26 protein-coding genes and 1 tRNA gene are annotated in these 24,528 nt (G+C 64.9%); 22 read left to right on the top strand and 5 right to left on the bottom strand.

All coding sequences use genetic code 11. The features are described 5' to 3' along the window. The first annotated feature begins 54 nt into the window (after nucleotides 1-54). The 15 genes from plsX (at nucleotide 55) to ABZN20_RS07150 (ending at nucleotide 14,233) form a co-directional block, all read left to right on the top strand. Nucleotides 55-1,074 carry a phosphate acyltransferase PlsX gene (plsX, locus tag ABZN20_RS07220; RefSeq protein ID WP_367027220.1) on the top strand — a complete coding sequence of 340 codons (1,020 nt, stop codon included), beginning with the start codon at nucleotides 55-57 and terminating at the stop codon, nucleotides 1,072-1,074. Continuing rightward, nucleotides 1,071-2,036: a beta-ketoacyl-ACP synthase III gene (locus tag ABZN20_RS07215; RefSeq protein WP_218807260.1), complete on the top strand. Its 966-nt coding sequence runs from the start codon at nucleotides 1,071-1,073 to the stop codon at nucleotides 2,034-2,036. Before plsX ends, ABZN20_RS07215 begins: the two co-directional genes overlap by 4 nt. Nucleotides 2,037-2,048: 12 nt before the next feature. Then, the gene (gene fabD / locus ABZN20_RS07210) at nucleotides 2,049-3,005 is read left to right on the top strand and encodes an ACP S-malonyltransferase (RefSeq protein ID WP_367027219.1); all 957 of its coding nucleotides are present in this window, start codon (nucleotides 2,049-2,051) and stop codon (nucleotides 3,003-3,005) included. After that, on the top strand, nucleotides 3,002-3,739 hold the full coding sequence (gene fabG / locus ABZN20_RS07205) for a 3-oxoacyl-ACP reductase FabG (protein ID WP_218807258.1): 738 nt from the start codon (nucleotides 3,002-3,004) through the stop codon (nucleotides 3,737-3,739). Before fabD ends, fabG begins: the two co-directional genes overlap by 4 nt. A 93-nt stretch (nucleotides 3,740-3,832) precedes the next feature. Further along, nucleotides 3,833-4,063, top strand: coding sequence for an acyl carrier protein (gene acpP, locus ABZN20_RS07200; protein ID WP_010961245.1), 231 nt, complete (start codon nucleotides 3,833-3,835; stop codon nucleotides 4,061-4,063). A 78-nt stretch (nucleotides 4,064-4,141) separates the two neighbouring features. Beyond that, the gene (gene fabF, locus ABZN20_RS07195) at nucleotides 4,142-5,383 is read left to right on the top strand and encodes a beta-ketoacyl-ACP synthase II (RefSeq protein WP_218807257.1); all 1,242 of its coding nucleotides are present in this window, start codon (nucleotides 4,142-4,144) and stop codon (nucleotides 5,381-5,383) included. A gap of 57 nt (nucleotides 5,384-5,440) precedes the next feature. After that, on the top strand, nucleotides 5,441-6,268 hold the full coding sequence (gene pabC / locus ABZN20_RS07190; protein ID WP_367027218.1) for an aminodeoxychorismate lyase: 828 nt from the start codon (nucleotides 5,441-5,443) through the stop codon (nucleotides 6,266-6,268). Further along, complete coding sequence (gene mltG / locus ABZN20_RS07185) at nucleotides 6,265-7,266, top strand: endolytic transglycosylase MltG (protein WP_367027217.1); 1,002 nt, start codon at nucleotides 6,265-6,267, stop codon at nucleotides 7,264-7,266. The genes pabC and mltG overlap by 4 nt, the downstream gene beginning before the upstream one ends. Further along, entirely contained in the window at nucleotides 7,263-7,889 is a 627-nt protein-coding gene (gene tmk / locus ABZN20_RS07180) for a dTMP kinase (protein ID WP_218807254.1), read from the top strand. The genes mltG and tmk overlap by 4 nt, the downstream gene beginning before the upstream one ends. Then, nucleotides 7,882-8,886 carry a DNA polymerase III subunit delta' gene (locus tag ABZN20_RS07175; protein WP_367027216.1) on the top strand — a complete coding sequence of 335 codons (1,005 nt, stop codon included), beginning with the start codon at nucleotides 7,882-7,884 and terminating at the stop codon, nucleotides 8,884-8,886. The genes tmk and ABZN20_RS07175 overlap by 8 nt, the downstream gene beginning before the upstream one ends. Further along, nucleotides 8,883-9,239 carry a PilZ domain-containing protein gene (locus ABZN20_RS07170; RefSeq protein WP_218807252.1) on the top strand — a complete coding sequence of 119 codons (357 nt, stop codon included), beginning with the start codon at nucleotides 8,883-8,885 and terminating at the stop codon, nucleotides 9,237-9,239. Before ABZN20_RS07175 ends, ABZN20_RS07170 begins: the two co-directional genes overlap by 4 nt. A 38-nt stretch (nucleotides 9,240-9,277) precedes the next feature. Then, nucleotides 9,278-10,051 carry a TatD family hydrolase gene (locus ABZN20_RS07165; RefSeq protein ID WP_367027215.1) on the top strand — a complete coding sequence of 258 codons (774 nt, stop codon included), beginning with the start codon at nucleotides 9,278-9,280 and terminating at the stop codon, nucleotides 10,049-10,051. Between the two features lie 56 nt (nucleotides 10,052-10,107). Further along, the gene (locus ABZN20_RS07160; protein ID WP_218807250.1) at nucleotides 10,108-10,632 is read left to right on the top strand and encodes a tetratricopeptide repeat protein; all 525 of its coding nucleotides are present in this window, start codon (nucleotides 10,108-10,110) and stop codon (nucleotides 10,630-10,632) included. Between the two features lies 1 nt (nucleotide 10,633). Further along, nucleotides 10,634-12,568: an ATP-dependent DNA helicase gene (locus ABZN20_RS07155; RefSeq protein WP_367027214.1), complete on the top strand. Its 1,935-nt coding sequence runs from the start codon at nucleotides 10,634-10,636 to the stop codon at nucleotides 12,566-12,568. A gap of 84 nt (nucleotides 12,569-12,652) precedes the next feature. Beyond that, on the top strand, nucleotides 12,653-14,233 hold the full coding sequence (locus tag ABZN20_RS07150; RefSeq protein ID WP_218807248.1) for a peptide chain release factor 3: 1,581 nt from the start codon (nucleotides 12,653-12,655) through the stop codon (nucleotides 14,231-14,233). Here the strand turns inward: ABZN20_RS07150 and soxZ are convergent, their stop codons facing one another. Continuing rightward, nucleotides 14,234-14,536, bottom strand: coding sequence for a thiosulfate oxidation carrier complex protein SoxZ (soxZ, locus tag ABZN20_RS07145; protein ID WP_367027213.1), 303 nt, complete (start codon nucleotides 14,534-14,536; stop codon nucleotides 14,234-14,236). It abuts the gene before it with no gap. A 77-nt stretch (nucleotides 14,537-14,613) separates the two neighbouring features. On the opposite strand from soxZ, the gene ABZN20_RS07140 reads away from it, so the two are divergent. Next, nucleotides 14,614-15,057 carry a thiosulfate oxidation carrier protein SoxY gene (locus ABZN20_RS07140; RefSeq protein ID WP_367027212.1) on the top strand — a complete coding sequence of 148 codons (444 nt, stop codon included), beginning with the start codon at nucleotides 14,614-14,616 and terminating at the stop codon, nucleotides 15,055-15,057. A 6-nt stretch (nucleotides 15,058-15,063) separates the two neighbouring features. On the opposite strand, the gene ABZN20_RS07135 is transcribed toward ABZN20_RS07140, so the two are convergent. From ABZN20_RS07135 to nagZ, 3 genes are read right to left on the bottom strand one after another with little or no spacing between them, the layout of a single operon-like run. Then, a complete protein-coding gene (locus ABZN20_RS07135) occupies nucleotides 15,064-15,804 on the bottom strand; it encodes an S-methyl-5'-thioinosine phosphorylase (protein WP_367027211.1) in 741 nt (246 codons plus the stop codon). 1 nt (nucleotide 15,805) lies between these two features. Then, entirely contained in the window at nucleotides 15,806-16,369 is a 564-nt protein-coding gene (locus ABZN20_RS07130) for a hypoxanthine-guanine phosphoribosyltransferase (protein WP_367027210.1), read from the bottom strand. After that, nucleotides 16,366-17,400 (bottom strand): beta-N-acetylhexosaminidase, encoded by a 1,035-nt coding sequence (gene nagZ / locus ABZN20_RS07125; protein ID WP_367027209.1) that lies wholly within the window; start codon nucleotides 17,398-17,400, stop codon nucleotides 16,366-16,368. Before nagZ ends, ABZN20_RS07130 begins: the two co-directional genes overlap by 4 nt. A gap of 279 nt (nucleotides 17,401-17,679) precedes the next feature. On the opposite strand from nagZ, the gene hfq reads away from it, so the two are divergent. The 6 genes from hfq (at nucleotide 17,680) to ABZN20_RS07095 (ending at nucleotide 24,177) form a co-directional block, all read left to right on the top strand. Beyond that, nucleotides 17,680-17,928 (top strand): RNA chaperone Hfq, encoded by a 249-nt coding sequence (hfq, locus tag ABZN20_RS07120; RefSeq protein ID WP_218807242.1) that lies wholly within the window; start codon nucleotides 17,680-17,682, stop codon nucleotides 17,926-17,928. Nucleotides 17,929-17,975: 47 nt separating this feature from the next. Next, nucleotides 17,976-19,274 carry a ribosome rescue GTPase HflX gene (gene hflX, locus ABZN20_RS07115; protein ID WP_367027208.1) on the top strand — a complete coding sequence of 433 codons (1,299 nt, stop codon included), beginning with the start codon at nucleotides 17,976-17,978 and terminating at the stop codon, nucleotides 19,272-19,274. Between the two features lie 103 nt (nucleotides 19,275-19,377). Continuing rightward, the gene (gene hflK, locus ABZN20_RS07110; protein ID WP_218807240.1) at nucleotides 19,378-20,595 is read left to right on the top strand and encodes an FtsH protease activity modulator HflK; all 1,218 of its coding nucleotides are present in this window, start codon (nucleotides 19,378-19,380) and stop codon (nucleotides 20,593-20,595) included. Next, nucleotides 20,595-21,458: a protease modulator HflC gene (hflC, locus tag ABZN20_RS07105; protein ID WP_218807239.1), complete on the top strand. Its 864-nt coding sequence runs from the start codon at nucleotides 20,595-20,597 to the stop codon at nucleotides 21,456-21,458. The genes hflK and hflC overlap by 1 nt, the downstream gene beginning before the upstream one ends. A 129-nt stretch (nucleotides 21,459-21,587) precedes the next feature. Then, on the top strand, nucleotides 21,588-22,808 hold the full coding sequence (locus tag ABZN20_RS07100) for an ATP phosphoribosyltransferase regulatory subunit (protein ID WP_367027207.1): 1,221 nt from the start codon (nucleotides 21,588-21,590) through the stop codon (nucleotides 22,806-22,808). 70 nt (nucleotides 22,809-22,878) lie between these two features. Next, nucleotides 22,879-24,177 carry an adenylosuccinate synthase gene (locus ABZN20_RS07095; protein WP_367027206.1) on the top strand — a complete coding sequence of 433 codons (1,299 nt, stop codon included), beginning with the start codon at nucleotides 22,879-22,881 and terminating at the stop codon, nucleotides 24,175-24,177. A 151-nt stretch (nucleotides 24,178-24,328) separates the two neighbouring features. Here the strand turns inward: ABZN20_RS07095 and ABZN20_RS07090 are convergent. Beyond that, nucleotides 24,329-24,413, bottom strand: a tRNA-Leu gene (locus ABZN20_RS07090). Between the last annotated feature and the right edge of the window lie 115 nt (nucleotides 24,414-24,528).

Genomic DNA, 24,528 nt, shown 5'->3' with positions numbered 1-24,528 from the left:
GTTCGGTGTCTTCTATTTGACTCTTGATGGCGGTGCATGCGGCGCGGTGACGGTATGACGACCATCGCTTTGGACGCGATGGGGGGTGACCACGGACCTAAAGTCGTGGTGCCGGCGGCTTTGGACAGTTTGGAGCGAAACCCCTCGCTGCGGCTCGTGCTGGTCGGCGACGAAGCCGTGCTGCGCAGCTACCTCAAGGATGCCCAGATCCGGTTCGGAGAACGCCTGAAGGTGCATCATGCGTCCCAGGTCGTGGAAATGCACGACCAGCCGTCCAAGGCGCTCCGCAACAAGAAGGACTCGTCGATGCGGGTGGCCATCGATCTGGTCAAGCGGGGCGAGGCCGATGCCTGCGTGAGCGCGGGGAATACCGGCGCGCTGATGGCGATCGCCAAGTTCGTTCTCAAGACCATACCCGGCATCGACCGCCCGGCGATCATCGCCGCCGTTCCTTCCATGACGGGACATACCCACGTTCTCGATCTGGGCGCCAACGTCGATTGCACCGCCGAGCATCTTTACCAGTTCGCCGTCATGGGCTATGAGCTGGTCCGGGCAGTGGAGGATCGCGAGCATCCCACGGTCGGTCTCCTCAACATCGGCGAAGAGGAAATCAAGGGGAACGAACAAGTGAAGCGGGCCGCCGAACTGCTCAATGGAGCCCACATCAATTTCGTCGGCTTCGTCGAGGGCAACGACATTTTCAAAGGCGGCGTCGACATCGTCGTCACCGACGGTTTCGTCGGCAACGTCGCGCTGAAAAGCAGCGAAGGGTTGGCAAAAATGATCTCCCATTTCATCAAGCGGGAGTTTTCCAGCAGCTTGCTGACCAAACTGGCCGGCTTGGTGGCCCTGCCTGTACTCAACGCCTTCAAGCGCCGGATCGATCCGCGCCAGTACAACGGCGCCAGCCTCCTCGGCCTGCGTGGCATCGTGATCAAGAGTCACGGCAACGCGGACCGCTTTTCCTTCGCCAACGCCGTTGCGATCGCGGTGAAAGAGGTGGAGAAAGCCGTTCCGCACCGCATTGGCGAGCGGGTGACGGGTGTCTTCGCGGCGAGGAATCTGGCGTGAGCCGCTACTCCCGCATTGCGGGCACCGGCGGCTACCTCCCCCGTGAGGTGGTGACCAACGACGACCTCGCCATGCGGGTCGAGACTTCGGACGAATGGATCGTCGAGCGTACCGGCATCCGCCGCCGGCACATCGCGGCGGCCGACGAAACGGCATCCAGCATGGCCGAAATCGCTTCCCGGCAGGCGCTGGAGGCGGCCGCCATCGATCCGCACGATCTCGATCTGATCATCCTCGCGACGAGTTCGCCGGACCGGGTTTTTCCCAGCACGGCATGCCTGCTTCAGCAGCGTCTAGGCGTGCGCAGTTGCGCGGCGTTCGACGTGCAGGCGGCGTGCTCGGGCTTCATATTCGCATTGAGCATCGCCGATCAGTACATCTCCGCCGGCAATGCCAATCGCGTGCTGGTGGTCGGCACCGAAGTCAATTCCCGATCCGTGGACTGGGACGACCGCTCGACCTGCATTCTGTTCGGCGACGGCGCCGGGGCCGTGGTGCTCGAATCTTCCACCGAGCCCGGTATCATGAGTACCCATATCCATTCCGACGGCCATTACCAGGACTTGCTCTATCTGCCCAATCCCGCCAGCAACGGCGAGGGAAGCGACGAAAGCCGCACCATCCGGATGCAGGGCAGCGAGGTTTTCAAAGTCGCGGTCAACACGCTCGGCCGCATCGTCGATGAAACCCTGGAGCAGAACGGCCTCCAGAAGTCCGACGTGGACTGGCTGGTGCCGCATCAGGCCAACATCCGCATCATCGCGGCGACCGCGAAGAAGCTCCAGTTGCCCATGGAGCGCGTGGTCGTGACGGTGGACGAGCAGGGCAACACTTCTTCCGCCTCGATTCCTCTCGCTTTCGACGAGGCCGTTCGCGACGGCCGCATCAAGCGCGGACAGACCGTGCTGATGGAAGCCTTCGGCGGCGGCTTCGCCTGGGGCTCCGCTCTTCTGCGCTATTAAAGACCTTTGGTAATGCCCAATATCGACAACAGCCTCGCTTTCCTTTTTCCGGGGCAGGGCTCGCAATCCATCGGCATGCTGGCGGACCTTGCCGCGGCGCATCCGGTGGTCGGCGAGACCTTTGCCGAAGCCTCGGAAGTGCTCGGATTCGACCTCTGGCGGCTGGTCCAGGAGGGCCCCGAGGAAGAACTCAACCAGACCATCAACACCCAACCGGCGATGCTGGCGGCGGGAGTCGCGACCTGGCGGATCTGGTGCAAGGCGACCGAGCGGCGCCCCGCCTGGATGGCGGGCCACAGCCTGGGAGAGTATTCGGCGCTGGTCGCCGCCGGTGCGCTCGGCTTCGCCGATGCTGTGAAATTGGTAGCCCTGCGCGGCAGGCTGATGCAGGAGGCGGTCCCTCCCGACGACGGGGCCATGGCCGCGATCCTCGGCCTGGACGATCCGCAGGTCGTCGCGGCTTGCAAGGAGGCGTCCATGCAGGATTCGGTGGTGACGCCGGCCAATTTCAACGCGCCGGGCCAAGTGGTGATCGCCGGCGCGAGCCAGGCGGTCGAACGCGCGATCGCGGCGGCCAAGGCGCTGGGCGCGAAACGGGCGGTACTGCTGCCGGTCAGCGTGCCCTCGCATTGTGCGCTGATGGCGCCGGCCGCCGAAAAATTCGCCGCGGTGCTTTCGGAAACCCCGTTCGATTCGCCCCGTGACCGGATCGGCGTGGTACACAACGTCGACGTCGCCATGCATCCCTCTCCCGAGGTGATCCGGGCGGTGCTGGCTCAGCAGATTTCCCATCCCGTGCGCTGGTCGGAAACCATCCGCTTCCTCAGCGACCAGGGCGTGAGGCGTTTCGTGGAATGCGGGCCGGGCAAGGTTCTGGCCGGCCTCAACAAGCGGATCGTCAGCGGCGAAGCGACGCTCGCCGTGGCGGATCAGGATTCGTTGAATAAAGCCTTGGAGTCGATTCGATGACGGACCAGATAGCCATTGTCACAGGCGCCAGCCGGGGTATCGGCCGGGCCATCGCCCACCGTTTGGCACGGACCGGCCACACGGTCGTCGGCACCGCGACTTCGGAAGGGGGCGCTGCGGCGATTGGGGCCGGCCTGAGCGATGCCGGTCTGAGCGGCTGCGGGTGGGTGCTGGACGTGAGCGATCCCGCGTCGGTCGAGGCGTTCGTGGCCGCCGTCAGCGAGGAATTCGGCGTCCCGACGATCCTGGTCAACAACGCCGGCATCACCCGTGACGGCCTGCTGATGCGCATGAAGGACGAGGACTGGGATGCGATCATCGACACCAATCTGTCGTCCGTCTACCGCATGAGTAAGGCCTGCCTCAAAGGCATGATGAAGGCCCGCACCGGCCGCATCGTCAACATCACCTCCGTCGTCGGGTTGACCGGCAATGCGGGGCAGACCAACTATGCGGCGGCCAAGGCCGGCATCATCGGCTTCACCAAGTCCCTGGCCAAGGAAATCGGCTCGCGCGGCATCACGGTGAATTCGGTCGCGCCGGGCTTCATCGATACCGATATGACCCGCGCCCTGCCGGAGGCCCATAAGACGGCTCTACTGGCGTCGATTCCGCTGGGGCGGCTGGGCCAGTCCGAGGAAATCGCCGCGGCCGTGGCATTCCTTTGCTCGGACGACGCGGCCTACATCACCGGGGAAACCCTCCATGTCAATGGCGGCATGTTCATGCCATGAAATGGTTTTTTATGCCAGAGTGCTTGTGTTCGCGGGAATTCACACTAAAATCTCCGCACCTCTAAACTTGAATAACACTGAGGACAAAAAACGATGAGTGATATAGCAGAACGTGTAAAGAAGATCGTCGCCGAACAGTTGGGCGTGAAGGACGAAATCTCGAACGAGGCTTCCTTCGTGGACGATCTGGGCGCCGATTCTCTGGACACGGTCGAGCTGGTAATGGCGCTCGAAGAAGAATTCGAGTGCGAAATTCCCGACGAGGACGCCGAAAAGATCACCACGGTTCAGCAGGCGATCGATTACATCCAGAGCCACACCTGATCCGCTTTACCGTTCCATCAGCCCCACGGGACGTCGTCATCCGGTGGGGTCTTCTTTCGTTTACCTCCAGGTGTCAGCGTGAGCAAGCGTCGCGTCGTCATCACCGGATTGGGGATGGTCTGTCCGGTGGGCCTCAATGTACCCGAAAGCTGGGATAGCATTCTGAATGGCCGCAGCGGAATCGGCCCGATCGAGCATTTCGATGTGTCCGACTTCGCCACCCGTTTCGGCGGCAGCGTGCGCAACTTCGACGTCACCCGGTATCTGCCCGAAAAAGAAGCCAAGAAGATGGATACCTTCATGCACTACGGCATGGCGGCGGGCAGCCAGGCGTTCGAAGACTCGGGGCTAGAAGTCACCGAGGCCAATGCCGACCGGGTCGGCGTCTGCGTCGGCTCCGGCATCGGCGGGATCACGGGCATCGAGCACGGCTATGGCGTGTTTCTCAAGGGCGGACCCCGCAAGATTTCTCCCTTCTTCGTGCCGGCCAACATCATCAACATGATTTCCGGCAACCTGTCCATCAAGTACGGCTTGAAAGGCCCGAATTACGCGATCGTCACCGCTTGCGCGACGGCGACCCACAGCATCGGCAGCGCGGCCAGGGTCATTCAGTACGGCGATGCCGACGTGATGGTGGCCGGCGGCGCCGAAATGGCGAGTTCACCGACGGCATTGGGCGGGTTCATCTCGGCCCGTGCCCTGTCGCGCCGCAACGACGACCCGGTGCGGGCGAGCCGGCCCTGGGACAAGGACCGCGACGGCTTCGTGCTGGGCGATGGTGCCGGGGTGGTGGTGCTGGAGGAACTGGAGCACGCCAGGAAGCGCGGCGCCCGCATCTATGCGGAGCTGGTCGGCTTCGGCATGTCGGGCGACGCCCACCACATGACCCAGCCGCCGGAGGACGGCGAAGGCGCGGCGCGCTGCATGGCGCATGCGATGCGTGACGCCGGCGTCAATCCGGAAGACATCGATTACATCAATGCCCACGGCACCTCGACGCCTGCCGGCGATCTGGCGGAAACCCGTGCCATGAAAACGGTGCTCGGCCCGCATGCGTACTCGACGGCGATCAGCTCGACCAAGTCCATGACCGGCCATCTGCTCGGCGCGGCGGGCGGAATCGAGGCGATCTTCTCGGTCCTCGCGATCCGGGACCGCGTGGTGCCGCCGACCATCAATCTGGATACGCCCGATCCGGAATGCGATTTGGACTATGTGCCCCACACCGCCAGGGAAAAGGATCTCGAAGTGGTCATGTCCAATTCCTTCGGGTTCGGCGGTACCAACGCGACCCTGATTTTCAAGAAATTCGCTTAGGCGCCGGAAGCCTCCTCGGGCTTCCGCACCTCGCTCCACCTCTGCCGGATTCCGCCGATGAGAGTCCTGGTCAACGGCCGCCCCTCGGAATGTGTCGATGTGCGAGACCGGGGGTTTCAATACGGCGACGGCGTATTCACCACCCTGCGCGTGAGCGGCGGGAAGGCGATGCTGTGGTCCCGGCATCTCGGCCGTCTCGCCGACGCCTGTTCCCGGCTCGGCATCCGCTACCCAGGGGACGAGGCGCTGGCCGCCGACCTGCGGCTGCTTGGATCGGAAGCGGCCGAGGGGGTCATCAAGATTCAGATCACACGAGGCATCGGAGGCCGCGGCTACCGGCCTGTGGCGGACGGCGAGCCGACACGCGTGGTGTCGCTCCATCCCGCTCCCGAGTTTCCGCGGGCATATTACCGGTCCGGGGTGAGCGTGACTCGCTGCCGTACGCCGCTCGGCATCAATACGGCGCTGGCCGGGATCAAGCATACGAACCGCTTGGAGCAGGTGCTCGGGCGGGGGGAGTGGACCGATGAGTTCCAGGAAGGTTTGATGTGCGACACCGAGGGCTTCCTCGTGGAGGGCACCATGAGCAACGTTTTCCTGGTGAAGGCCGGGCGGCTCGAAACTCCCCTGATCGACCGCTGCGGCGTGAATGGCGTGATGCGGCGCCTGGTCCTGGAAATCGCCCGGTCCCAAGGGGTCGAGGTGCGTGAAAGGCGCGTCCGGCTGGAAGAGCTGGCGTCCGCCGATGAGGTCTTTTTGACCAACTGCGTCATCGGCATCTGGCCGGTGGCACGGCTGGCTGACAGGAGTTACGCGGTGGGGGAGGTGACGCGCATGCTGAGTGCGCGGGTGGACGACCGTCAGCGACGTGTGCTGCCCGAATGAAGCGTGCCGCCGCCATGTTGCTGATTCTTGCGGCAGCGGTATTCATCGCTGCGGTGAACGATTTTCTCAAGTCGATCGAACGGCCGGTCGCCAACGCGGAGCCGGTCGTGTTCGAGATCGCGCGGGGGCAGGGCCTGAAGGACGTCGCCCTCGCATTGAAGGAGGCGGGCGTGATCGACGAGCCCTGGTGGTTCGTGCTGCTGGCGTGGGAGGAAGGCTTGGCGCGCAAGCTGAAGTCGGGGGAATACGAGATTCCGCCGGACATGGACCGACGCCGGCTGCTGGCGCTGTTCGCTTCCGGCAAGGTTCGACAGCATGCCGTGACCCTGGTCGAAGGCTGGACCTTCCGGCAGATGCTGGCGGCCCTGCGGGCCCAGCCGGCCCTCGAGCACCTCGTCGCGGCGGAGAGCGACGGCGCCGTGCTGATGCGGATGCTGGGAAGGCCGGGCGAGGAGCCGGAAGGGCGGTTTTTCCCCGATACCTATTTCTTCACCAAGGGCACGCCGGACATCGAGATTTTGAAGCGCGCCTACAGGAGGATGGCGGAGGTCCTCGCCGCGGAATGGGCGCGACGGGCGCCGGAGCTCCCCTACCGGACGCCGGACGATGCACTCATCATGGCCTCGATCATCGAGAAAGAAACCGCCCAGCCCGGCGAAAAAGCCGAAGTGGCCGGCGTGCTGGTCAGGCGGCTGCGTACCGGCATGCCTCTGCAGGTCGATCCGACCGTGATCTACGGCCTGGGCGAACGCTACGACGGCAATCTGCGGCGCGAAGACCTCAAGGCGGACACGCCCTACAACACCTATCTTCACCGCGGCCTGCCGCCGGCGCCGATCGCCGCGCCGGGGCTGGCTTCGCTGCGGGCCGCGCTGAACCCGGCGCCGGGCGAGAGCCTGTACTACGTCGCGCGCGGGGACGGCGGCCACCGCTTCTCGCGGACCTGGGACGAACACCGGCAGGCGGTCGATCTTTACCAAAAGGCCAGGCAGCCATGACACCGGGCAAATTCATCACGCTGGAGGGCTGCGAGGGCGTCGGCAAGACCACCAATCTCGATTTCATCGTGAGCCGGCTGCGCGACCGGGGGCTGGAGGTCGTCGCGACCCGGGAGCCGGGTGGTACCGCTTTCGGCGAAGCGGTACGGGAAATTTTCCTGCATCAGGAAGAAGTGAGGCCGGAAGCCGAGTTGCTGCTGCTGTTCGCGGCTCGCGTCCATCACCTTCGGGAAGTGGTCGAGCCGGCCTTGCGCCGGGGCGCCTGGGTGGTCTGCGACCGGTTCACCGACGCCAGCTATGCCTATCAGGGCGCGGGGCGCGGTATCGACCGGTCGGTCATCGATTTCCTCCGGGACTGGATTCAGGCCGGGCTGAGGCCCGATCTGACCCTGCTGCTGGACGCGCCGGTGGACACCGGCTTGATGCGGGCGCACCGGCGCAGCGGCCCGGACCGGCTGGAAAGGGAAAATATGGCTTTTTTTGCGCGGGTGCGGGAGGGCTATCTGGCGCTGGCGCAGGCCGAGCCCGGTCGGATACGGGTGATCGACGCCGCCCGGCCACTGGCCGTGGTGCAGGCGGCGATCGCTTCGCAATTGGATTCGCTGTTGTCCGGTCATGTCTGATCCGGTCGGTCGCTATCCTTGGCTGGAGCCGGCCCGCCGCCGGCTGGCGGCGTATCTGGCCGCCGGACGGTTGCCGCAGGGCTTGTTGATTTCGGGCGCCGCGGGCGTGGGGAAGGGAGCGCTGGCCGACGATTTCGCCCGCCGTCTGCTGTGCGCCAGCCCGTCGGCCGAAGGGGCGTGCGGTACCTGCCCGGCCTGTCGCCTGGCGGCGGCGGGCAACCATCCGGACTACCTTCGTATCGAACCTGAGGAAGCCGGCAAACGCATCACCGTCGATCTGGTCCGCCGCCTGATCGACAGGCTTTCACTCAAGCCGCAATACGGTGCTTCCCGGGTCGTGGTCATCCGTCCGGCGCATGCCATGAACACGGCGGCCGCGAACAGCCTCCTCAAGACGCTGGAGGAGCCCGACCCGCAGACCCTGTTCATCCTCGTCAGCGAGCGCCCCACGCAACTGCCGGCGACGGTGCTGAGCCGCTGCCAGCGGCTGGATGTGAGGCTGCCGGCGCGGGAAGAGGCGCTGCGCTGGCTGCGCGGACAGGGGCTTGGGGAGGAGGCCGAAGCTCTGCTGGCGATGGCCGGCGGCGCACCGGTCCGCGCGGCCGAACTGCACGGGGGCGATCTGGCCCAGCGCAGAAGGAAGCTCTTCGATGACTGGCTGGCCGTGCTGAGGGACGAGACCGATCCGCTTGCGGTCGCCGAGCAGTGGGCCAAGGAAGACGGCGAGACCGTCACGACATGGTTGCGCGGCTGGATCGCGGACCTCATCCGTATCGGCAGCGGTGAGACCCCGGCAGCGTTGCGCTTGGCCAATGCCGATCTGGAGCAGGGATTGCGGAAAGCGGCGGCGGGCCTGGATCTCCGCACCCTGTTCGCCCGGCTCGACGACGTCGATGCCGCCCGCCGCAATCTGGAAGGCCAGGCCAACCGGCAGCTGATCATGGAAGATATCCTGATAAACTGGAGCCGGCTGAGACCACGGGGAGCACGGCATTGAGCGAAGAGCAGGCGGGCGCCCGCCAGGGTATCCTGGCGTTGACCATCAAGGACAAGAATGCGCTTTACGCCGCGTACATGCCGACCGTCAAGAACGGCGGCCTCTTCATTCCGACGACTCGCGGTTACCACTTGGGTGACGAGGTCTTCATGCTGCTGCAACTGATGGACGAGCCGGAGCGGATCCCGATCTCGGGGCGGGTCGTCTGGATCACCCCGAAGGGTGCCGCCGGTTTCCGTTCCGCCGGCATAGGCGTACAGTTCAACGAAGAGGACGCCGGCGTCACCAAGGCCCTGATCGAGAGTTATCTGTCGGGCCACCTTGAATCGGACCAGCCGACCCATACCATGTAAGCTTTGCGGGCAGAACCCGCCCTGTTGCGCCCAATCCGATGTTCATCGACTCCCATGCCCACCTCGACCGGCTCGACCTGAAACCGTTCGGCGGCGATTTTTCCCGCTTCATGGAGGAGGCCGGTGCCGAAGGCGTCGACCGCATGCTGTGCGTATCGATCAATCTGGAAGACTATCCCGCCATGCGCCGGCTCATCGAGCCCTATCCCAACGTCTCCGTCTCGGTCGGTGTGCACCCCAACGAAACCGATACCGAGGAGCCGAGCGCCGAACGTCTGGCCGAGCTGGCGGATGACGACCGCGTCGTCGCCATCGGCGAAACCGGCCTGGATTATTTCCGCAGCGAGGGGGACCTCGCCTGGCAGCACGAGCGCTTCCGCACCCACATCCGTGCCGCCAGGCTCGCCGGCAAGCCGCTGATCGTCCATACCCGCGATTCCCGCGCCGACACCCTGCGCATCCTCGAGGAAGAAGAGGCGAGCGAGGTGGGCGGCGTGTTCCATTGCTTCACCGAAGACTGGGACACGGCGCGGCGCGCGCTCGATCTGAATTTCTCGATATCCTTTTCGGGAATCGTCACGTTCCGCACCGCCGAAACCATTCAGGACGTCGCCCGTCGAGTGCCGGACGAGCGCTATCTGATCGAGACCGATTCGCCCTATCTGGCACCGGTGCCGCTGCGGGGCAAACCGAACTATCCCCATCACGTCCGCCATGTCGCCGGCACGATCGCCGAACTTCGGGGCGTCCCGCTGGCCGAGGTGGCGGACCGGACGACGCGGAACTATTACGCGCTGTTCGGGAACGGATAGGTTTACGGAACGGATTATTGTCGGCCCGTTGGGCTTCTCCTACACCCGGTTTTCCCATGAATTCGTACGCTAATTCAAGGCGTTTCAATGCGCTGCCCTGCCGATGGGTGGCGGTGGCCCTCTGCCTGGCCGTTTCAGCGGGATGTGCCCAACGGAAGGCGGTCCGGCCGCCTGCTCCGAGCGTTCGTCCGGCCCCCACGGCATCGCCGGCGCCCAGCCCCAAGCCGAAAGCGGCGGTCCAGCCCGCCAAGCCGGCTCCGGGAACCTCCGGAGGGGCGAAGAAGCAGCCGGCACCGACGCCCGCCGTGGCCGCACTGATGTCCGACGCCGACAAGGCGCAGGCTTCCGGTCAGCTCGACAACGCCGCTGCCACCTTGGAGCGCGCCATCCGCATGCAGCCGCGCAATCCCGAGTTGTGGTACCGTCTGGCGACCGTCCGCATGGCGCAGCAGCAGCCGCGCCTCGCGCTCGATCTGGCGCGCAAGTGCAAGGTGCTGGCCAAGGGCAATCCGGATCTGGTCCAGAAAAGCCAGACGCTGATCGAAGAAGCGGGTCGGCTCACGGGCGCCGCGGAAAAATAGGGTGAGCGGCGTCGACGAGGCCTTTGCGGAGGACGGCCCGCTGGCGCGTGCGCTGCCGGGCTTCCGGCCGCGCGAGGCCCAATCCGGCATGGCGCGGGCGGTGGAACAGGCCATCCGCGATGGCCGTTGTCTGATCGCCGAGGCCGGAACCGGCACCGGCAAGACCTTCGCCTATCTGGTGCCGGCCCTGCTGAGCGGCAAGCGGGTGCTGGTGTCCACCGGCACCCGTAACCTGCAGGACCAGCTGTTCCAGAAAGACCTGCCCCTGCTGCGGCAGGCGCTGACGGCGCCGGTGCATACCGCCCTGCTCAAAGGCCGGTCGAATTACCTCTGTCCCTACCGGCTGGAAAACGTCGTCGATTTCGGCTTTCGCGCCGGCTTCAGCGCCGAGGAGGCCGATCAGCTCGAACGCATCCGCCGCTGGGCGAAGACGACCCGCAGCGGCGACGTCGCCGAGGTGAGCGATGTGCCGGAGGCTTCGCCGCTGTGGCGCTCGGTGACCTCGACCGCCGAAAACTGCTTGGGGCAAGACTGTCCGGCCTACGAAGACTGTCATGTGGTGCGGGCCAGAAAGGCCGCCCAGGAGGCGCGGATCACCGTCATCAACCACCATCTGCTGTGGGCCGACTGGGCGGTCAAGACCGACGGTTTCGGCGAACTGTTGCCGGAGGCCGACGTCATCGTCGTCGACGAGGCCCACCAGTTCGCCGAAACCGCCACACAGTTCTTAGGGATCAGCCTGAGCACCCGCCAGCTCGGCGAACTGGCGGACGACACCCTGATCGAGCGGGCCAAGGACGCGCCGGACATGGGCGGGCTGGCCGATGCCGCGACCCTGCTCAAGGCCGAGCTGACGGCCATGCGCGCCGCGCTGGGCGAGGAATTGCGGCGGGACGCCTGGCACGCCGTCGCCGGAAAGGAGGACGTGAGCGCCGGGCTCAAGCGCATGGAGGAGGCCTTGCTGGCACTGGCCGCCCAGCTCAAGCTTGCGGCGGTGCGGGGAAAAGGGCTGGAATCCTGCTGGAAGCGCTGCGACGAGCTCATCCAGCGGCTGGAGGCTTTCCTGGCCGAAGACACCGAAGAATCGGTGCGCTGGTTCGAGACCCACCGGCGCGGTTTTTCCCTGAGCCGGACGCCGCTGGACATCGCCGGCGAGTTCGCGCGCTTCCGCAAGGCGCGGCAGGCGACCTGGATCTTCACGTCGGCGACTTTGAGCGTGTCCGGGCGCTTCGAGCATTTCTCGCGCCAGCTCGGCATTGCCGATGCCGATTGCCGGCGCTGGGAGAGCCCCTTCGATTACCGCCGCCAGAGCCTCATGTACCTGCCGGCGGGCTTGCCCGAGCCGGGGGGCCGCGAATATACCCGGGCCGTGCTGCGGGCGGCCTGGCCGGTGTTGAAAGCGAGCCGGGGCCGGGCCTTCCTGCTGTTCACCAGCCATCAGGCCCTGGCCGAAGCGGCGTCGATCCTGGAAGGCAAGACCGAATTTCCGCTGTTCGTCCAGGGTACCCGGCCCAAGGTCAGGCTGCTGGAGGCCTTCCGCGCCTCGGGCAACGGCCTGTTGCTCGGGACCGCCAGCTTCTGGGAGGGCGTCGACGTCCGCGGCGAGGCGCTGTCCTGCGTGGTGATCGACAAGTTGCCATTCGCATCGCCAGGAGACCCGGTCGTCAGCGCCCGGCTGGAGGCGATCCGTAAGCGCGGTCACAGCCCTTTCGGCGTGTTCCAGCTCCCGGCCGCGGTCATCACCCTCAAGCAGGGCGCCGGGAGGCTGATCCGGGATGTGGACGACCGCGGCGTGCTGGTGCTGGCCGATCCCCGGCTCACGTCCAAGAGTTATGGGAAAGTGTTCCTGGACAGCTTGCCGCCGATGCGCATCACCCGAGACCCCAACGCGGTCCGGGCGTTTTTTGCCGATCCGCCGCAGCGAGTCCCCGCCTGAGTTTTTTCCAGCGGCGTTTCGTCGCGCCCGTCCGCGCGGCGATTTGGCCTACAATAAACAGTTTTCCTTCCGCAAGCCTGTTCCATGTCCGATCTTGAATTCGAAATCGAGCGGCGGCGAACCTTCGCCATCATCTCCCACCCCGACGCCGGCAAGACCACGCTGACCGAAAAGCTGCTGCTGTTCGGCGGCGCGATCCAGTTGGCGGGCTCGGTCAAGGGCCGCAAGGCGGCGCGGCATGCGACTTCGGACTGGATGGAGATGGAGAAGCAGCGCGGCATCTCGGTGACGACCTCGGTGATGCAATTCGAGCACCGCGACCGCATCTTCAACCTGCTCGACACGCCGGGCCACGAGGACTTCTCCGAAGACACCTACCGCACTCTGACGGCGGTGGACTCCGCCCTCATGGTGATCGACAGCGCCAAGGGCGTGGAGGAACGGACCATCAAACTGATGGAGGTGTGCCGGCTGCGCGACACGCCCATCCTGACCTTCATCAACAAGCTGGACCGCGAGGGCCGGGAGCCGGTGGAGCTGCTCGATGAGGTCGAGCGCATCCTGAACATCCAGTGCGCGCCCGTCACCTGGCCGATCGGCATGGGCAAGCGTTTCAAGGGCGTTTACCACTTGTACGAGGACGCGATCCATTTGTTCAGCGCCTCGCACGGCGACCGCATCGTCAAGGGGGAGGTCATCGAGGGCTTGAACAGCCCGAAGCTGGACGAACTCTTGGGCGATATGGCTGACGAACTGCGCATGGAGATCGAACTGGTGCGCGGGGCGAGCCACGAGTTCGACCTGGAGGCCTATCGTGCCGGGCGCCAGACGCCGGTGTTCTTCGGCTCCGCGATCAACAACTTCGGCATCCTCGAACTGCTGGACGCCTTCGCCGAGTATGCGCCGCCGCCGCATGCTCGCCAGGCCCGGGAGCGCCCGGTGGCGCCGGAAGAGGAAAAATTCTCCGGCTTCGTGTTCAAGATCCAGGCGAACATGGACCCGGCCCACCGCGACCGCATCGCCTTCCTGCGCGTGTGTTCCGGCCAGTACACCAAGGGCATGCGGCTGTTCCACGTGCGCTCGGGCAAGGCCATGCAGGTGGCCAACGCCATCACCTTCCAGGCCGACAGCCGCGAGAACGTGGAGGAGGCCTATCCCGGCGACATCATCGGCCTGCACAACCACGGCACCATCCAGGTCGGCGACACTTTCACCCAGGGCGAGAACCTGAAATTCGAGGGCATTCCGTACTTCGCGCCCGAACTGTTCCGCCGCGTGGTGCTGAAGGATCCGCTGCGCTCCAAGGCTTTGCAGCGCGGCCTGCAGCAGTTGAGTGAGGAGGGGGCGACCCAGTTGTTCAAACCGCTGCGCAACAACGATCTGATCCTCGGCGCGGTGGGTGTGCTGCAGTTCGACGTGACGGCGTTCCGGCTCAAGTCCGAATACAACGTGGACTGCGTCTACGACGCGGTGCCGGTGACCACGGCGCGCTGGGTGACGTGCAGCGATTCAAAAAAGCTGGAGGAATTCAAGCGCAAGGTCCACGACAATCTGGCCGAGGACGGCAGCGGCTATCTGGTCTATCTCGCCACCAGCCGGGTGAACCTTGCGCTCACCGAGGAACGCTGGCCGGACATCCGCTTCAGCGCGACCCGGGAGCTGTAGTCACTCGATCAAGGCTTCCTGCGATTCGGTCTTGCCGAGGTTGTCGGTCCAGCTCACCCGGATGCGGTCCCCCGGCCGGCCGCCGCGGAATTGCAGGGAGAAATACGGATCCTTGGACACTGCGGTGCTGAGCCGGCAACGCGCCACCGGTTTGCATTCGTGCTCGAGGGTCAGTTCCTCGATGTAATGGGCCGGCACGACCGCTCCGCTGGCTTCGTCCCGGCGGCGCCCGGTCTCCATCGGATGGGTGATCAGCAAACGGACGGTAGTGATGCCGTCGACGGTCTTGGTGCGGATTTTCATGCGGAGAAGGGGCGGGGCTTGGCTGGGGACTTAAGGTAGCGATAAGCTGCGGCACCGACAAGCTAGGCTCATGCGACATGAACGAATCCGCTTCCCGCCGCCGTTTTCTCCTCGCCCTTCTGCGCGGCGCAGCCGTATTCGGGTTCGTTCGGGCCGTAGCTCGTGCGGAAGACGCGGAATCGGCGTCCTACGATGCCGCCCTGCGCACCATCACCGGCGGCCGAACGCCGGAAGCAAGCGGTGCGCTCGTGCTGGACGTGCCGGACAGCGCGGAAAACGGCGCCATCGTGCCGGTGACGCTGGAGAGCCGCCTCGACCGGACGGCGGCGCTGCACCTCCTGGTGGCGCGCAATCCCCGGCCGCTGGCGGCGTCGTTCGATTTTCTGGATGGCGCGGTGCCCTCGGTCTCGCTCCGCATCAAGATGAACGGGAGCAGCGAAGTGGTGGCGCTGGCCGAGGCCGGCGGCCGGTATTACTGGACCCGCAAACGGGTCAAGGTGGCGGTCGGCGGCTGCGGCTGATCCGGGTCAGGCGGATTCGGCGAAGCGGGTCAGCAGCGCGACGAAGTCGGCCATGCCGCGTGCGAGATGGCGTTCGATCTCGGCCATGGTGATCTCCCCTTCGCTCTTGCCGGCGGCCCAGTTGGCCACGATGGCGCAGGCCGCGTAGGGCAGCTCCAACTCGCGTGCCAGCGCCGCTTCCGGCATGCCGGTCATGCCGACGAGGTCGCAGCCGTCACGTTCCATCCGTGCGATCTCCGCCGCCGTCTCCAGCCGTGGTCCCTGGGTGCAGCCGTAGACGCCGCCGTCGACGACGGAAAGGCTCGCGGCACGGGCCGAGGCGATGAGCTTTTGGCGCAGGTCTTCGCTGTAGGGGGCGGTGAAATCGATGTGGGTGACGTGGTCCAACTCGTCCTCGAAGAAGGTGCCGGCCCGCCCCCAGGTGTAGTCGATGATCTGGTGCGGGATGGCTAGTCGGCCGGGGTCCATGTCGAGCCCGATGCCGCCGACCGCGGCAGCGGCGATGACGGACTCGGCGCCGGCCTGTTCCAGCGCCCAGAGGTTGGCGCGGTAGTTGATCCGGTGCGGCGGGATGGTGTGCGGGTCGCCGTGGCGCGCCAGGAATACGAAATCGCGACCGGCGAGCCGGCCGAAGGTCAGGGCCGAGGAGGGGGTGCCATAGGGTGTGGTCAAGGTCTCACGGCGGAGGATCTCGAGTCGCTCCAGCCGGGTCAGGCCGGTGCCGCCGATGATTGCGGTGAGGCTCATGTCAGGTTCCTTGGGGTTCGGTGGCGGTGCAGGCATAGATGCCGGCGGCGTTGCGCAGATAGCCTTTGTAATCCAGGCCGTAGCCGAACAAATAGCGGTTTTCGGTCACGAGGCCGACGAAATCGGCCCGGCAGGGCTTCTCCCGGCCCAGGTCCTTGTCGACCAGGACGGCGATCAGGACGCGCTCCGCCCCCAGTTCGAGGCAGTGTTTGCGCACCTCGGCCAGAGTGATGCCTTCGTCGAGGATGTCGTCGACCAGCAGCACGGTGCGGCCCTGCAGGGATAGGCCGGGTTCCAGCCGCCAATGGGTCTCGCCGCCTTCGGTCCGGCCGCGGTAGCGGGTGGCGCCGATGGCGTCGAGCTCCAGCGGAAACCGGAGATGGGTGAGCAGTTTGCCGGCGAACACGATGCCGCCGGTGAGGATGGTCATGACGACCGGATTGCTGTCCGCGATGGCTTCGCCGATCTCCGCGGCCAGGCGGACGATGGCGCGTTCGACATCGGCTTCGGAATGCAGCAGTTCGGCGGACGTCTCGACCCGCCGTATTTCTTCGAGTCTGTTCATTGGGCAGGGCCGGTGAGGGACTGGATACGGCTGACGGCGTCGCGCCATTCGGCGCTCGCCAGCAGCTCGCCGCGGTCGATCGGAAAGCGGCCGCGCATGGCGGCAAGACGGCGGGCGCTGCCGGCGGAAGCAGTGCGGTGTTCCAGCGCTTGCAGGATGGCTGCCGTTGCGTCGGGGGTGTTGCAGACCACCAGCATGTCGCAGCCCGCCTCGAGCGCCGCCAGGGCGCGGTTGGCGTAGCCGCCGGCCGGGGCCGCGCCCGCCATGGAGAGGTCGTCCGAGAAGATCGCGCCGTCGAAATTCATCCGTTCGCGCAGGATCGTCTGCAGCCAGAAATTAGAAAAGCACGGTGTCTGGGGGTCGATGCGGGAATACAGCACATGCGCCGGCATGATGCCTTCCAGGTCTTCGTGTATCAGCGCCGAGAAGGGCAGCAGGTCGCGGGCGAGCAGGTCCTCGAGTTCGCGCCGGTCCTCAGGGAGAGTGAGGTGCGAATCGCCGGCCACGCCGCCATGGCCGGGGAAATGCTTGCCCACCGCCGCCATGCCCGCCCGACGCATGCCGGCGGCGAAGGCGCGGGCGGCGGCGGTGACTTCATCCGGCGTGCGGGCGAAGGCGCGGTCGCCGATGATGGCGCTGATACCGGTGTCGACGTCGAGCACCGGCGCGAAGCTGAAGTCCACGCCCACGGCGCGCAGCTCCGCCGCCATCAGCCAGCCAGCCGTCCCGGCCGCCGCCAGCCCGGCTTCGCCGTCCGCCTCCAGGTAGGCGGATGCCGGCGGCAGCCGGGTAAAGCCCGCGCGGAAACGCTGGACCCGGCCGCCCTCGTGATCCACGGCGATGAGAATGTCGGGCCGCAGGCCGCGGACCTCCGACACCAGCGTCATCAGCTGGTCCGGCGACTCGTAGTTGCGGCTGAAGAGGATCAGCCCCCCGGCTGCGGGGTGGCGCAGGAATTCACGCTCGCCGTCGGATATCCTGGTCCCGGCAAGGTCGAACATCACGCAACGCGGGGGCGGAATTGGGTGCATAGGACTCTCTTCGGTTTGGGGCGGGCATTGTAAACCATAGAACCCAGGTCGGACGGCGGCGTTTTCCGTTGAATTGTAAAAGGGGCGCCTCGGGTCGGTGATGAGGCAATCGTGAAGGGAACAGGTCCTGTCGCCGCATGAAAATTTTACGGGAAGGCTTGAATTGCAAACGGTTTGTCTCAAGATTGTGCAGATGGCTATGCCGGTGCAATTCTGTTAATTTGTTCCAAGTCTTGGATGGGAAGGTAATCCAATCCAAAAACAACAAGGAGAAAGAGGATGTCGAAGGGCCAAAATCTGCAAGATCCATTCCTGAATGCACTCCGGAAGGAACACGTTCCGGTTTCGATCTATCTCGTCAACGGAATCAAGCTGCAAGGAAAGGTGGATTCGTTCGACCAGTATGTGATCATGCTGAAGAACACCGTCAGCCAGATGGTGTACAAACACGCGATTTCGACCATCGTGCCCGGCCGCCCGGTGCGCGTGCCGCATGCGGGTGAAGGTGGCGACGAGGATGCCGAGTGAGGCAGCGAAAGACGTGCCTCATAGAGCCGCAGTCTTGAGGGAATCGGTTGTTCGATAGGCCGGGTACCGGATCACGCGCGGTACTGGTGCACATGCCGTTGGCCGGCCCGGATCAGGAAGATCTGGACGAACTGCGGCTCCTGGCTCTGTCCGCAGGGGCAGAGCCCGTGGCCACGGTCACGGGCCGGCTGCGCGCGATCGATCCCCGCTATTACATCGGTCAGGGCAAGCTGGAAGAACTGGCCGAGACGGTCAAGGCGCACGACGCGGAGCTGGTACTCTTCAATCATGCGCTCACGCCGAGCCAAGAGCGCAATCTCGAAAAAGCGTTGAATGTCCGGGTGGTCGACCGCAGCGGCCTCATCCTGGACATTTTCGCCCAACGTGCGCGCTCCTTCGAGGGGCGGCTCCAGGTCGAACTGGCTCAGTTGAAACATCTCTCCACCCGGCTGGTACGGGGCTGGACTCACCTCGAGCGCCAGAAGGGCGGGATCGGCCTGCGCGGTCCCGGCGAAACCCAGCTCGAGACCGACAAGCGTCTGCTCGCCAACCGGATCCGCCAGATCCAGAAGCGGCTTCAGCAGGTGGAAGTGCAGCGCGATCAGGGGCGGCAGGCGCGCCGCCGGGCGGAAGTGCCGGTGGTCGGCCTGGTCGGCTATACCAACGCCGGCAAGTCGACCTTGTTCAATGCCTTGACACAGGCGGAAGTCTATTCGGCGGACCAATTGTTCGCGACTCTCGATCCGACTCTGCGGCGCCTGAGCAGTGGCGGTCTGAACATGGTGCTGGCGGATACCGTGGGTTTCATACGCCATCTGCCGCATGAACTCGTCGCGGCGTTCCGGTCCACCCTGCAGGAATCGGCCGAAGCGGATCTTCTGCTGCACGTCGTCGACGCCAGCGACGAGCGGATGGACGAAACCATCGCCGAGGTGCGGCAGGTGCTGGCGGAGATCGGCGCCGACCGGATTCCGTGCATCGAGGTGTACAACAAGATCGACCGCCTGGAAGGCGTGGTTCCGCACGTCGAGCGCGATGCGTCGGGCCGGCCGGCCCGGGTCTGGATCTCGGCCCGGAGCGGTGGCGGCCTGGAGTTGCTCAAGGGGCTTCTGGAGGAGGTCCTGGGCGGCGGCGTCGAGCGCCGTATCCTGACCCTATCGGCGGGCCAGGGCGAACTCAGGGCGCGTCTCTATCGCGAGGCAAGGGTGATGTCGGACGAGCCTGACGGGGAAGGCGGCTGGCGTCTGTCCGTGGAATTTCCGGCCACGGCCCGCGGTTTGCGCCGTGCCATCGGGGACAGCCCCGCGCGGGCGGAATGCGACGATCCGCTCGGTGTGAGCCACTGACGATTCCACTCGGGATTTTTGTATGTTTGAAGGATTTCCGGGATAATCCGGGCAATGCTGCAACTCGAAAGCAATGGCTATAGATCGTCACAGGAGTGTTCACATGGCTTGGAATGAACCGGGCGGTGGAAAGAAGGACCCGTGGAGCGGGCGCGACCAGCAGGATACCCCTCCGGATCTGGACGAGGTTCTCCGCAATCTGCAGGACCGTATCAACAAGCTGTTCGGGCGCAGGCCCGACGGTGGCGGTGGCGGTGGGAACGCGGCCAGGCTTGCCGGCATGATCGGCGCGGCGGCCGTGGCGGTATGGGGCCTGACCGGCATTTACATCGTCGACGAGGGCAGCCGCGGCGTGGTGACGCGTTTCGGCAAATACGTCGAAACCACCCAGCCCGGCCCGCACTGGCACTGGCCGTCCCCAGTCGAGGCCGTGACGGTGGTCAACGTCGAACAGCAGCGCTTCGTCGAAGTCGGCTACCGTTCGGGCGGTCGCCAGCAGGCGGTCGGCTCGCTGGGCTCGGTGCCGCGCGAAGCCCTGATGCTGACGAAGGACGAAAACATCGTCGACGTCCGTCTGGCCGTGCAATACCAGATCAAGGACGCGAAGGAATATCTGTTCAACGTGCTGGATCCCGAGGGTACTTTGAAGCAGGTCACCGAAAGCGCTGAACGTTCGGTGATCGGCAACAGCACCATGGATTTCGTCCTGACCGAGGGACGCAGCGGTGTTGCCGCCGACATCAAGGCCGAGATCCAGGAAATGCTCGATCAATATCGTGCCGGTATTCGGGTGATCACGGTCAATCTGGTCGATGCCCAGCCGCCGGAAGAGGTGCAGGCTTCTTTCGAGGATGCCATCAAAGCTCGCGAGGACGAGCAGAGACTCAAGAACGAGGCCGAGGCCTACGCGAACGAGGTCGTTCCCAAGGCGCGAGGAGCGGCGTCGCGGCTGATTCAAGAATCGGACGGCTACAAGGAAAAGGTCATCGCCAGGGCGCGGGGCGAAGCGGGCCGATTCGAGCGGCTGCTGGCTGAATACGAGAAGGCTCCGGATGTGATGCGTGAGCGTCTTTACATCGAATCGATGCAGGAAGTGGTGGGGCGTGCCAATACCCTGCTGCTCGACGTCAAGAGCGGGAACAACGTGGTCTACCTCCCGCTGGACAAGATCAGGTCGGGCCGGGGTGCCGCCGATACCGCGGCTTCGGAGACGGAAGCCGGGAGCGTGTCCATTCCGGCGCAGATGGATAGCCAGGACGGCGGAGCCAAGACCGGCGGCGGGCGTGCGTCGAGCCGCGGCAGAGACGGGAGGGGACAATAATGGCACAGGCTAAGGCAATCATCGCGGTGGCCGGCGCGGCGGCCGTTTTGGCCTCGCTGTCGGTATTCACGGTCTCCGAAACCCAGAAGGTGATCAGGTTCCGGCTGGGCGAAATCGTGCAATCGGACTATACGCCAGGGATTTATTTCCAGGTGCCGTTCATCAACAACGTCAAGAAGTTCGACGGGCGGATTCTGACCCTCGAGTCCAAGCCGGAGCGCTTCCTGACCTCCGAGAAGAAGAACGTCATCGTCGATTCCTTCGTCAAGTGGCGGGTCAAGGACGTTGCCAAATATTACACGACGGTGGCGGGCGACGTGGTTCAGGCGAACATCCGCCTGGATCAGATCATCAAGGACGCAATGCGCAGCGAATTCAGCAAGCGCACGATCCGCGAACTGGTATCGTCCGAACGCTCGCAGATCCGCGACGTGCTGAGCGGCGCCGCGAGCCCCGTGGCGGAACAGCTTGGCATCCAGATATTGGACGTCCGCGTCATGCGCATCGATCTTCCGAGCGAGGTCAGTTCCTCGGTATATCGGCGGATGGAGGCCGAGCGGGCCCGGGTGGCTCGCGATTTCCGCTCGCGTGGCGCCGAGGCGGCGGAGCGCATTCGCGCGGATGCCGACCGTCAGCGTGAGGTGATTCTGGCCGACGCCTACCGGGATGCGGAGCTCAAGCGCGGCGAGGGAGAGGCAACCGCGGCGGATATATACGCCCAGGCCTATGGCAAGAACAAGGAGTTCTTCAGCCTCTATCGCAGCCTGTCGGCTTACCGCAGTGCGATCCGCGAAGACGACACCCTGGTGCTCGAGCCTGATTCCGAGTTCTTCAGGTATTTCAAGAAATCCACCGGCAAGTGACGCTGCGGTGTGCCCATCACCGAGGGGCACACCGGACGATTCCTCCGCTATAATTCGATACCAACGTCTTTCGCCCAACGGTGTTCCGGGGAGGGCCGGCTGGTCGCGGCCCAATCCACACGATTCCTTATGTTCCCTTTTTCCTATCCAGCCGATGACCGCTGGCTGCTGCCGGAAGGCATCGAAGAACTCTTGCCCGAGGAAGCCGAGCGGCTGGAACTGCTTCGGCGAAGGGTGCTCGACCGCTTTGCCGCCTGGGGCTACCGGCTGGTGATGCCGCCCCTGATCGAATTCATCGATTCGCTGCTGACAGGGGCCGGCCATGACCTGGACATCCAGACTTTCAAGCTGATCGATCAGGCCAGTGGCCGCCTCCTCGGCATCCGCGCCGACATGACGCCCCAGGTCGCCCGGATCGATGCCCGCACCCATGTCGGCGACATGCCGGGCCGGTTTTGCTATCTGGGCTCCGTGCTGCATACCCAGGCCGATCGCCTGGAAAAATCGCGCAGCCCCATCCAGTTCGGCGCGGAGCTTTATGGTCATGGCGGGGGAGCGAGCGATCTCGAAATCATTCGCCTGATGCTGGAAGTTCTGGCGACGGCCGGCGTCGGGCAGGTCCATCTGGATTTGGGACATGTCGGCATATTCCGCGGTTTGGCGCGCCAGGCCGGTCTGACGGGGGAGCAGGAAGGCGAGCTGTTTACCTTGCTGCAGCAGAAGGCGCGCCCCGAACTCACCGCGGCCGTCGCGGGCATGGGAATGGCTCCGCAAACGGCGCGCATGTTTACGGATCTGGTCGACCTCAACGGCCGGCACGGTGTCATCGAGCGGGCCCGGGAATACCTGTCCGAAGCCGACGCCGCAGTGCATCTAGCCCTGGAGGAGCTGGCCATGCTGGCGGAGCGGCTCGGCAGCTGCTGCTCCGAGGTTCCCGTCAATTTCGATCTGGCCGAGCTGCGGGGGTACCGCTATCAGACCGGTGTGGTTTTTTCCGCTTTCGTGCCGGGCTATGGGAGGGAGATTGCTCGCGGCGGACGGTATGACGACATAGGGAAAGTATTCGGGCGGGCGCGCCCGGCGACGGGATTCAGTGCCGATCTCAAGGTCGTTCTCAGATTGTCCGGGCTCGGCGAGTCTTTTTCCGGCAGCGGAGCGGCCATATTCGCCCCGGCCGCCGCTGAGCCCGCATTGACCGCGGCCATCCGCGAACTGCGCGACTCTGGGCGTACCGTCGTGGAGGCTCTTCCCGGCCAGCAAGGCGATGCCGCGGAGCACGGTTTCCGTAGCGAGCTGCGGTTCGACGGCGAGCGCTGGCGTGTTTGTCCTGTTGCGGCCAAGGACGCGTGACACCAGTTTCCGGCCGTGCCGTCCCGCAGGCGGCAAAGGCTAAACGACACAGCAACGGAATCATCATTCAATGGCAAAAAACATAGTCGTCATCGGAACCCAGTGGGGGGACGAGGGTAAGGGCAAGCTGGTCGATCTCCTGACCGAACACGCTAACGCCGTCGTCCGTTTCCAAGGGGGCCATAATGCGGGGCACACCCTGGTCATCGACGGCCGCAAGACGGTGCTCCACCTCATCCCCTCGGGCATTCTCCGGGACAGCGTCACCTGTCTCATCGGAAACGGCGTCGTACTTTCACCGGAAGCCTTGATGCAGGAGATCGGGGTGCTGGAGAGCGTGGGACTGTCGATCCGCGACCGGCTGATCATCAGCGAGGCCTGCGCTTTGATCCTGCCGGTGCATGTCGCCCTGGATAACGCCCGGGAGGCTGCGCGGGGCGGCAAGGCCATTGGCACGACCGGGCGCGGCATCGGGCCTGCCTACGAAGACAAGGTGGCGCGGCGGGGGCTGCGGGCGGGCGATCTCCGCGATACGGTGGGCTTGCCCGAACGCCTGCGCGAACTGCTCGACTACCACAATTTCATACTGACCCGCTATTACGGTGCGCAGGGCGTGGATTTCCAGGAAACCTTGGACAACCTGCTGGATCTCGGAGCGAAAATCTGCCCCATGCTGGGGGACGTGGCGGGCATCCTGCACCGCTATCGGGCCGCGGGCGAGAACGTTCTGTTCGAGGGCGCCCAAGGCGCGATGCTGGACATCGACCACGGCACCTATCCCTACGTCACCTCGTCCAATACCACGGCGGGCGGCGCTTCCTGCGGCACCGGCGTAGGCCTTCTGAATTTCGACTACGTCCTGGGAATCACCAAGGCCTACGCCACCCGGGTGGGCAACGGGCCGTTTCCGACCGAATTGCTCGATGCCACGGGGGAGATTTTGACCCAGAAGGGCGCCGAATTCGGCGCGACGACCGGGCGCCGCCGGCGCTGTGGCTGGTTCGATGCCGTACTCATGCGCCGATCGGCCAAACTGAACGGCCTGAGCGGCATCTGCCTGACCAAGCTGGACGTACTCGACGGCCTGCCCAAGATCGGAATTTGCATCGGCTATCGCTACGATGGACAGGAAATCGACACCGTACCGATCGGTGCGGACAATTACGCCCGCTGCGAGCCGATCATCGAAGAAATGCCGGGCTGGGAGGAGTCAACCGCGGGTATCCGTACCCTGGACGATCTGTCGGCCAATGCGCGCGCATACATCAAGCGCTTGGAAGAGACCATCGGCGTCAATGTCGACATCATCTCGACAGGACCCGACCGGCAGGACACGATCGTGATACAGAATCCCTTCGCGGCGGGCTAAAAGGTCCGGGGACGCGGGTTTCCTCCGGCGAGGAGGCCCGCATACGGGAAAAATAGCATGATGCGCCAAACCCGGCGCGGCCGCCATCAGAAAAAAATCGGGGTTTTCTTAAACTTGGACGGGGCGCTCGAATCGAGCGTGCGGGAAGCTTTGGTGCCGAGGAGAGGACTTGAACCTCCACGAGTCGCCTCACATGTACCTGAAACATGCGTGTCTACCAATTTCACCACCTCGGCAAGATGATGAGGCCCGAAAGCCTTGCGAGAGCTGGTATGATAGCCAGCTCCACCATCACTGTCAATAACGAAGCACTCGAGAGAACACATTGAGCATCAAGGATCAGGAAAGCGA

The organism is Methylococcus sp. ANG (assembly GCF_040730495.1).
In the GTDB taxonomy this organism is placed as follows: Bacteria; Pseudomonadota; Gammaproteobacteria; order Methylococcales; family Methylococcaceae; genus Methylococcus.
Note: the sequence above shows the minus strand (reverse complement) of the source record. Positions and strands in the feature narration are given on the sequence as shown.

Excerpts from the sequence above, each read along its gene's own strand:
- ABZN20_RS07165 (WP_367027215.1), top strand. The coding sequence starts at position 9,278 with ATGTTCATCGACTCCCATGCCCACCTCGACCGGCTCGACCTGAAACCG.
- ABZN20_RS07100 (WP_367027207.1), top strand. The coding sequence starts at position 21,588 with ATGTTCCCTTTTTCCTATCCAGCCGATGACCGCTGGCTGCTGCCGGAA.
- ABZN20_RS07095 (WP_367027206.1), top strand. The coding sequence starts at position 22,879 with ATGGCAAAAAACATAGTCGTCATCGGAACCCAGTGGGGGGACGAGGGT.
- soxZ (WP_367027213.1), bottom strand. The coding sequence starts at position 14,536 with ATGAAAATCCGCACCAAGACCGTCGACGGCATCACTACCGTCCGTTTG.
- pabC (WP_367027218.1), top strand. The coding sequence starts at position 5,441 with ATGAGAGTCCTGGTCAACGGCCGCCCCTCGGAATGTGTCGATGTGCGA.
- ABZN20_RS07150 (WP_218807248.1), top strand. The coding sequence starts at position 12,653 with ATGTCCGATCTTGAATTCGAAATCGAGCGGCGGCGAACCTTCGCCATC.
- ABZN20_RS07135 (WP_367027211.1), bottom strand. The coding sequence starts at position 15,804 with ATGAGCCTCACCGCAATCATCGGCGGCACCGGCCTGACCCGGCTGGAG.
- hflC (WP_218807239.1), top strand. The coding sequence starts at position 20,595 with ATGGCACAGGCTAAGGCAATCATCGCGGTGGCCGGCGCGGCGGCCGTT.
- acpP (WP_010961245.1), top strand. The coding sequence starts at position 3,833 with ATGAGTGATATAGCAGAACGTGTAAAGAAGATCGTCGCCGAACAGTTG.
- hflK (WP_218807240.1), top strand. The coding sequence starts at position 19,378 with ATGGCTTGGAATGAACCGGGCGGTGGAAAGAAGGACCCGTGGAGCGGG.
- ABZN20_RS07175 (WP_367027216.1), top strand. The coding sequence starts at position 7,882 with ATGTCTGATCCGGTCGGTCGCTATCCTTGGCTGGAGCCGGCCCGCCGC.
- fabD (WP_367027219.1), top strand. The coding sequence starts at position 2,049 with ATGCCCAATATCGACAACAGCCTCGCTTTCCTTTTTCCGGGGCAGGGC.
- hfq (WP_218807242.1), top strand. The coding sequence starts at position 17,680 with ATGTCGAAGGGCCAAAATCTGCAAGATCCATTCCTGAATGCACTCCGG.
- mltG (WP_367027217.1), top strand. The coding sequence starts at position 6,265 with ATGAAGCGTGCCGCCGCCATGTTGCTGATTCTTGCGGCAGCGGTATTC.
- tmk (WP_218807254.1), top strand. The coding sequence starts at position 7,263 with ATGACACCGGGCAAATTCATCACGCTGGAGGGCTGCGAGGGCGTCGGC.
- nagZ (WP_367027209.1), bottom strand. The coding sequence starts at position 17,400 with ATGCACCCAATTCCGCCCCCGCGTTGCGTGATGTTCGACCTTGCCGGG.
- plsX (WP_367027220.1), top strand. The coding sequence starts at position 55 with ATGACGACCATCGCTTTGGACGCGATGGGGGGTGACCACGGACCTAAA.
- ABZN20_RS07130 (WP_367027210.1), bottom strand. The coding sequence starts at position 16,369 with ATGAACAGACTCGAAGAAATACGGCGGGTCGAGACGTCCGCCGAACTG.
- fabG (WP_218807258.1), top strand. The coding sequence starts at position 3,002 with ATGACGGACCAGATAGCCATTGTCACAGGCGCCAGCCGGGGTATCGGC.
- ABZN20_RS07140 (WP_367027212.1), top strand. The coding sequence starts at position 14,614 with ATGAACGAATCCGCTTCCCGCCGCCGTTTTCTCCTCGCCCTTCTGCGC.
- ABZN20_RS07160 (WP_218807250.1), top strand. The coding sequence starts at position 10,108 with ATGAATTCGTACGCTAATTCAAGGCGTTTCAATGCGCTGCCCTGCCGA.